The sequence below is a fragment of the Microvirga massiliensis genome (assembly GCF_001006805.1).
Lineage (GTDB): Bacteria > Pseudomonadota > Alphaproteobacteria > Rhizobiales > Beijerinckiaceae > Microvirga > Microvirga massiliensis.
In genome coordinates this window covers 66,784-73,142 of sequence record NZ_LN811354.1, presented here as the reverse complement: position 1 = coordinate 73,142, position 6,359 = coordinate 66,784, and the positions used below count along the sequence as shown (strand labels likewise).

Genomic DNA, 6,359 nt, shown 5'->3' with positions numbered 1-6,359 from the left:
GGGTACCTGCTCGCGTCCACGTAATCAGCGCGTCATTACTATACTTGTCGCATTGGAGTTTCCTTGCGAAATGTGCCGTTCTGACGGGCTCCTTTGGCGGATATGAGCTTCTTGGGCTGGAGATTTAGTGGAAAATGGCAACAGCAGGGTTGGACGCGATCGATCTCAAAATCCTGGCAGCCCTGCAGCGTGACGGGCGACTTCCGATTCAGAAGCTTGCCGAAGAAGTCGGTCTCAGCGCGTCGCCATGCTTGCGGCGGGTCCGCATGCTAGAAAAAGCCAACGTCATCAGGGGCTACGTCGCCGTCATCGATCAGAACGCAGTATCGTTGCCGGTCAGCGTCTTCGTTTCTGTGCGACTGGAACGCCAACGTGAGGAAGAGCTTCAGCGTTTCTCCGACGCCGTTGCAAAGTGGCCCGAAGTCCTTGAATGCTATCTCATGACGGGACAGGCCGACTATCTTCTGAGGGTCGTCGTCCGCGACTTGTCTCATTACGAAGAGTTTCTAAAAGCAAAGCTCACGCGACTGGAGGGAGTCAGGTCGATTGAATCAAGTTTTGCGCTGGGCCAGGTGAAATATACCAATGCTCTTCCACTTCCCGGTCGACCGAGCCAAACTCGCTAGACCAAGCAGATACAGCATCGCCGTAGCATCAGATCCGCTTGGACGATCTCCTCCCAGCTCTCGAACCGCCGGCCCGCCATAGCCGCAGCTTCGCCATTCGGGCTCGCGGCCGGAAACACTGTATGGGCCGAACCCATACTCTCGGGCAGGACGGCGACGGCACCCCCATATGCTCCGGCGGAAGTGCCCGTATGTAAGCCGGGCCCCTTCTCTGCCGCGCCCGATCACTGCACCATACCCAAAGCCGTGTCTCGTTCCGGGATCACTCAGTATAGGCACCTCATGCGCACCGATACCGCTCAGACCATCCGCCTCGCCGATTACCAGCCGAGCGATTATCTCATCGACCGGGTCGACCTCGACATCCGTCTCGATGCGACCGAGACGCGGATCCGTGCGAGCTTGAGCCTTCGCCCCAATCCGCTCGGCGTTGCCGGCGCTCCACTCATCCTCGACGGCGACGAACTCGATCTGAAGGCGCTGGCACTCGACGGCCATGCCCTTCCGGCGGGCAGTTTTACGGTCACTCCGCAGAAGCTCGTCATCGCCTCTCCACCTGACCGCCCGTTCACGCTGCTGGTGGTGACCGAGATCGACCCCTCGGCGAACACGAAGCTCATGGGCCTCTATCGTTCGGGCGGCACCTATTGCACGCAATGCGAGGCGGAAGGCTTCCGGCGCATCACCTATTTTCTCGACAGGCCGGACGTGCTGTCCATCTACACGACCCGGCTTGAGGCCGACCGCGGCGAGGCGCCCGTTCTCCTCGGAAACGGCAATCCGATCGAGGCCGGCCTGGTCCCGAACAGCAACAGGCACTACGCCGTATGGCACGATCCGCACCCGAAGCCGTCCTATCTGTTCGCAGCGGTCGGCGGCAATCTCGGGCACATCGGACGGCCATTCACAACGACCAGCGGGCGAGAGGTCGACCTCGCGATCTATGTGGAGCCCGGCAAGGAGGACCGCGCCTGGTACGCGCTCGATGCGCTCGAACGCTCGATGCGCTGGGATGAGGAGGTTTTCGGGCGCGAATACGACCTCGACGTCTTCAATATCGTCGCTGTCTCCGACTTCAACATGGGCGCGATGGAGAACAAGGGCCTCAACATCTTCAACGACAAATACGTGCTGGCGAGCCCCGAAACCGCGACGGATTCCGATTACGCGAACATCGAAGCGATCATCGCCCACGAATATTTCCACAACTGGTCTGGCAACCGCGTGACCTGCCGCGATTGGTTCCAGCTCTGCCTCAAGGAAGGCCTCACAGTCTTCCGCGATCAGGAATTCTCGTCCGATCAGCGCTCCCGCGCGGTGCATCGGATCGCCGAGGTCAAGACGCTCCGCGCACGGCAATTCGCCGAAGATGCGGGTTCCCTCGCCCATCCCGTGCGTCCGGGCGAATACCGCGAGATCAACAACTTCTACACGGCCACCGTCTACGAGAAGGGAGCCGAGATCGTCCGTATGCTGAAGACCCTCGTCGGCGAGGCGGATTTCCGGCGCGGCATGGATCTCTACTTCGAGCGCTTCGATGGCACGGCAGCGACTGTCGAAGATTTTCTCAGTGCGTTCGAAGAGGTCACGGGACGTGACCTCACCCACTTTGCGTGCTGGTATTCGCAGGCCGGAACGCCCCGGGTCACCGCATCGGGAACCTACGACGCGGAAAGGCGAACCTACCGCCTGGATCTTTCCCAGGAGACGCCGCCGACCCCGGGGCAGCCCGTGAAAGAGCCGCTCATTATCCCGGTTCTCCTGGGCCTTGTGGGTCCGGAAGGCACGCTCCATACCCGCTCGAACCAGGTTCGGGACGACGGGCTCTTCGTGCTCGAAAATGCCGCAGCCTCCGTCGTGTTCGAGGACGTCGCGGCGGCTCCGGTTCCGTCTCTCTTCCGTGGCTTCTCGGCTCCCGTGAAACCGACGCTCGACCTGGCGAACGACGAGCTCCTGGTTCTCCTGCGGCACGACACGGATCCGTTCAATCGCTGGCAAGCCGGGCAGACGGTCGCGATGCGCCTGCTCGCCGCCATGGGAGCGGGCGACTCCGCGCCGGAGGACGACATCGTCGAACTCTCCGAGAGCCTGCGCGTCTTTCTCCAGTCGGAGGCGGAGCGCGATCCTGCCTTCGCGGCCCTGGTGATTAGCCTGCCGGGCGAATCCGATATCGCGCAGGAGATCGCGCGCGACGTCGATCCGGACAGGGTGCATCGGACGAGGCTCCTCCTGCGGGAGCGCATCGCGACACACGGCCTGACGGAACTCGTTCGGCTTTACGAGAGCCTTGCCTCGACGGCTTCCTATTCTCCGGATGCCGTGAGCAAGGGGAAGCGCTCTCTGCGAAACGCCGCCCTCGAGCTCATCGCCGCAGCGAACCCGGTCGAGGGTGAAAGGCTGTGCGAAGCACAGCTCGCGAATGCGACGAACATGACGGACCGCGTGGCAGCGCTTGCCGTGATCACGATGATTCCCGGCGAAGCGCGCGAAGCCGCATTGACGGCTTTCGGCGAGCAATTCGCCGACGAACCTCTCGTCCTCGACAAGTGGTTCGGCCTGCAGGCCATGATTCCGGAGGTGGACACGCTCGAGCGCGTCCGGGCCCTCATGCGTCACCCTGCATTCTCTCTTGCCAATCCGAACCGCACGCGGGCGCTGGTCGGTGCCTTTGCGATGGGGAATCAGGTCGGCTTCCATCGTGCCGACGGGGCCGGCTACGATTTCCTGGCGGACCTCGTCCTGCAGGTCGATCCGCACAATCCGCAGCTCGCCTCCCGCCTGCTGACATCGTTCGGCACCTGGCGGATCATGGAGGCCGGGCGGCGCGCCCATGCCGAAGCGGCCCTGCGCCGGATTGCCGACCAGCCCAACCTTTCGCGAGATGTCGGCGACATCGTCCAGCGCTCGCTCGACTCGACCGGGTGAGAGCCGGCATCCGGTTGCCCCGGCACTCCTGGCGGAGTGCCGGCTCTCCGCCGGAACAGGAATGGCCCGCTGACGCTTGATGCTCTGCGATGAGCAGAGGAAGCAGCATGCGTCACCACCCGTCCGTCATTCTATTCATCGTCGCGCTGTTTGCAGCGCCGGGAGCGTTGGCAGCCGAACGCCTCAAGCCGAAGGATATCGAGACGGCACAGTTCATGGCGGATTCCCCTTCGCGAGCCATGACTGCTAAGCTGCAGATTCTCCTTGATCAGGCGCGTTTCTCACCCGGGGTCATCGATGGCCACATGGGTGAGAATGTCGAACTGGCCATTGCAGCATACCGGGCCGCTCACGGCCTCGGTGAAGATAGCAAAGTCGACGAGGCAACCTGGAACAGCTTGTCGGAAAATTACAACGGCCCGGTGCTGAAGGAGTACAAGATCACGAAGGACGATGTCGATGGCCCCTTTACCAAGAAAATCCCGGCCAGTCTCGAAGAGCAGGCGAAGCTCAAGCGGCTGAGCTATACTGGGCCGCGTGAGCTCCTCGCCGAGAAGTTCCACATGGATGAGGATTTCCTCGAGGAACTCAATCCTGGCGCCCGGTTCGACAAAGCCGGCACGACGATCACCGTCGCCGCCGTCGGCGAGGAGAATCTCCGCGACCCACCGAAGGTCAGTCGCGTCGAGATCGATAAGGCCCGGAAACAGCTCCGCGTCTATGCGGAGGATCAAACCTTGTTCGCTGTGTATCCTGCAACCATCGGCAGCGAATCCCGTCCGGCTCCGAGCGGCGAGTTCAAGGTCGAGGAGGTGGTGAAGCACCCGAACTACACCTACAATCCGGATTACGAGTTCAAAGGCGTAGAGGCGAAGAAGCCTTTCACGATAGCCCCTGGTCCCAACAATCCGGTCGGCTCCATCTGGATTCAGGTTGCAGAGGATGGCTACGGTATCCACGGGACGCCGGAGCCGTCCAAGATCGGCAAGACCTTCTCACATGGCTGCGTGCGTCTGACGAACTGGGATGCGGAAGAACTGGCCCGGCTGGTGAAGAAGGGGACGCCGGTGATCTTTCTCGACCCACCAGGAGGAGAGCCAGCCCGATCGGCAGCTGGCGGTCGCCCTTAGGCTGAATGTCTCACGAGGAGGCAAGCCGGGTTCGCGTGAGCGGCCGTTCCCCAGGAATGAAGCGTGCCGTGCAGGTCCGTTCGGTTTCACGTTGGATTCAAGGCGCCTGTCTTCACAGAATCGACACCGCTTCTGGGTGGCATCATCATAGCTGTGTGCCTCCCGAGTTCCTCATCGTGGCGAATCAGCTCCCCTCAAAAATATATTGAAGATTGACGGTCAAGAGTTCTCCGAAAGTGCCAAGTTGGCAGTAAAGCTGTGAAAGCAACGCTTCGAGCTGTTGCATCTGACTGTGAAGATCATCGCGTGACGGAAACTTAGTCGCGCTCATCTGCGGCGACACCCCGGGAACGATGAGCTCTTGCAGCAATTGTCAGCTCAGTAGCCCGTTTGTCGAGCACATGAATCGGCTCTCGAGAACGGGGCATTGCTGCTGCTTGTCACGACCGCCCGCCAGGGTCGGCTTGGCTCATCCATATGGAGATTTTACCGATGGCAAAAACCGTAACCTCGCTCTTCGAGAACGAGTCCCGCGCCTCATCCGTCGTACGTCGATTGGAAGATGCAGGCATTTCTCGAGGCGACATTTGTCTGTTTGCAGGAGGCAAGAGCGATCGCCTCTGGGATGGCCCAAGCGGATTTGATGATGCGACGACGGGCGCGGCATCCGATCGCGTGGCCAACTATCTCATGCGCAATGGTGTGCCCGATGATGATGCTCGTACCTTTTCTGAAGGAGTGCGACGTGGCCATTCACTGATCGCGGTTCGGTGCGACGATGATGAGGTCGATCGCGTGGTGAGCATCCTGGATGGTGACGACGCCCTTGATCTTGACGAGCGGCGGGCCGCCTGGCGCTCTGAAGGCTGGATGGGAACTGGTGCTGCTAGTGTGGCTGCGGCGGGAACAGAATCGGGCCCGATGGGTTCGGGCGCACGGAGCGGCAAGGGCGCAATGCGTGACACCACCACCATGGGTGCCGCCGGAACGAGCCGCTCAGCCGATGAGCGGGACGAAGTAATCCCGATCGCCGAGGAAGAGCTCAACGTCGGCAAGCGCGCGGTCGGTCACGGCCACGTGCGCATCCACTCCCATGTGGTCGAGCACCCGGTTCAGGAGCAGGTCACGCTCCGTGAGGAGAACGTGCATGTGGAGCGCCGCCCCGTAGAAGGCTCGATGCGCGCCGGCATGGTCGGCTCCGATGAAGATCTTTTCCGCGAGCGTACGATCGAGATGGAGGAGCGCTCGGAAGAGCCGGTCGTCTCGAAGGAGGCTCGGGTCAAGGAAGAGCTTGTCCTCAAGAAGGATGTCGAGCAACGCCAGGAGACCGTGAAGGATACCGTGCGCCGCACCGAGGTCGAAGTTGAGGACGAGCGCGGCAGCCGGACAACCGGCACCGGCGGTACAGACCGCAGGTAAGCCTCGTATATTTTCGCAAGATCACGAGGTCCGGCTCGTAAGCCGGGCCTCGTGATGTGGCCACTGTTTATTCAGCCGTCTGCGAAGGACGCGCGGCGCGCTGATTGCGTGTGAGATTTTGCTCCATACCTCTCCTACGCCCGCACCGTCATTGCGAACGCAGTGACGCAATCCAAGAAGTGCCTCGGTCGACGGGTAGATTGCTTCGCCTCCGGCTCGCAAAGACGGAAGTGCAACGACAGCGGGCAGTGCATTACGC

The 6,359-nt window shown here is 61.6% G+C and carries 4 protein-coding genes; all 4 read left to right on the top strand.

Translation table 11 applies throughout. The features are described from left to right. Positions 1–134: 134 nt before the first annotated feature. Complete coding sequence (locus BN1233_RS16340) at positions 135–626, top strand: Lrp/AsnC family transcriptional regulator (protein ID WP_046864686.1); 492 nt, start codon at positions 135–137, stop codon at positions 624–626. Between the two features lie 282 nt (positions 627–908). Then, entirely contained in the window at positions 909–3,551 is a 2,643-nt protein-coding gene (gene pepN / locus BN1233_RS16335) for an aminopeptidase N (protein WP_046864685.1), read from the top strand. A gap of 107 nt (positions 3,552–3,658) precedes the next feature. Beyond that, on the top strand, positions 3,659–4,681 hold the full coding sequence (locus tag BN1233_RS16330; protein ID WP_046864684.1) for a L,D-transpeptidase family protein: 1,023 nt from the start codon (positions 3,659–3,661) through the stop codon (positions 4,679–4,681). 492 nt (positions 4,682–5,173) lie between these two features. Further along, positions 5,174–6,100, top strand: a complete 927-nt coding sequence (locus tag BN1233_RS16320; protein WP_046864682.1) for a YsnF/AvaK domain-containing protein — start codon at positions 5,174–5,176, stop codon at positions 6,098–6,100. Positions 6,101–6,359: the final 259 nt, after the last annotated feature.

Excerpts from the sequence above, each read along its gene's own strand:
- BN1233_RS16340 (WP_046864686.1), top strand. The coding sequence starts at position 135 with ATGGCAACAGCAGGGTTGGACGCGATCGATCTCAAAATCCTGGCAGCC.
- pepN (WP_046864685.1), top strand. The coding sequence starts at position 909 with ATGCGCACCGATACCGCTCAGACCATCCGCCTCGCCGATTACCAGCCG.
- BN1233_RS16330 (WP_046864684.1), top strand. The coding sequence starts at position 3,659 with ATGCGTCACCACCCGTCCGTCATTCTATTCATCGTCGCGCTGTTTGCA.
- BN1233_RS16320 (WP_046864682.1), top strand. The coding sequence starts at position 5,174 with ATGGCAAAAACCGTAACCTCGCTCTTCGAGAACGAGTCCCGCGCCTCA.